This is a genomic window from Acinetobacter sp. CFCC 11171 (assembly GCF_003268405.1).
Classification (GTDB): domain Bacteria; phylum Pseudomonadota; class Gammaproteobacteria; order Pseudomonadales; family Moraxellaceae; genus Acinetobacter; species Acinetobacter amyesii.
The window spans coordinates 1-1473 of sequence record NZ_LQXP01000085.1 but is presented as its reverse complement, the minus strand read 5'-3'; the positions used below and the strand labels follow the sequence as shown (position 1 = coordinate 1473).

At 43.6% G+C, this 1473-nt stretch carries 1 protein-coding gene; it reads left to right on the top strand.

Annotated features, from left to right (window positions below):
* Positions 1-108 precede the first annotated feature (108 nt).
* Positions 109-1434 (top strand): ISNCY family transposase, encoded by a 1326-nt coding sequence (locus AVJ20_RS17885; RefSeq protein WP_111886140.1) that lies wholly within the window; start codon positions 109-111, stop codon positions 1432-1434.
* Positions 1435-1473 lie beyond the last annotated feature (39 nt).

Below are 1473 nucleotides of genomic sequence, written 5' to 3'. Positions count from 1 at the left end.
TTGTAAGCCCAAAGTAGAAATGTCCGGTTTCTCCAAAGTAAAAATGTCCGCTTTTAGAATATGCACTTTTGCAATTTTCTTAGCGGACGGTTTGATATGTTGGTGTCTATGTCGGATAAAGAACTTAAACGATTGTCGGTCTTGCAGGAAATCTGTGATCAACGCATAACCCAGTCCCAAGCTGCTCAGCTACTTCATATTTCAGAGCGTCAGATCAGACGTTTATTGCAAAAATACAAAGCTCAAGGCCCAGCTGCATTAGCCCATGCCGGTCGTGGTCAAATCAGCAATTCCAGGCTTCCTGAAGAGCTCAGACTCAAGTGCCTCAATATTGTTTCTGATCAACTGCATGGTTTCGGACCCACTTTAGCGCATGAAAAGCTCACCACCGTTCATGGCTTTGATATTTCAGTGGAAACACTGCGTTCCTGGATGATTGCAGCCGATTTATGGATTCCTCGCGCCAAGCGTCTGAAACGCCCGTATCAGCCTCGTTATAACCGGGACTGTTATGGTGAACTGATCCAAATCGATGGCTCACACCATGACTGGTTTGAAGGTCGAGCCCCTAAATGCTGTCTGCTGGTATTTATCGATGATGCCACAGGCAAATTACAGCATTTACGCTTCTGTGAGTCGGAATCAACCTTTGACTATATGATTTCAACACGTTTGTATGTTGAGCAGCATGGTAAGCCTTTAGCCTTCTACAGCGATAAACATTCAGTCTTCAGGGTGAATCAAAGCAGTAAGAAAGACACCAAGATTACCCAGTTTGGGCGCGTACTCAGCACCCTGAATATCGATATTATCTTCGCTAATTCACCACAGGCCAAAGGCCGTGTAGAACGAGCCAATAGAACGCTTCAGGACCGTCTGATCAAAGAAATGCGTCTGGAAGGCATCAGTTCGATTGCCGAAGCCAATGCCTGGCTACCCTGCTTCATTGAGCAGTTCAATCAGAAGTTTGCCAAGATGGCCTTTAATCCCAAGGATCTACACCGGACTGTCACTGAAACAGCCGAAGAATTAGATGATATTTTTACCTGGCGTGAACCCCGCAGAGTCACGAATAGCCTGACGATCACTTATGATAAATGCGTATATCTCCTGGAAAACACGGAAGAAAACCAAAGATTGATTGGCAAGTATCTTGAGTTTCTGGAATACCCGGATAGTACAGTCGCGATTGAATATCAGGGAAGAAAAATCAATTACAGCATCTTCGATAAATTAAGTCAGCTCAACCAGCGAGAGATTGTTGAAAATAAACGTTTGGGTTCTGTATTAGCCCATATTCAACAGCAGCATGAAGAACTAGAACAACAAAATAAACGCAATCGTTCTCAAAAGATGCCAAGCAGACGTGCACAGAAAACAGCAATTCAAGAACGAAATCTAAATCCTGTGCTTGACTTGGAAATGTCCATATAGGACATTTCTATTTGGTTATTAGGTAGGACATTTCTACTT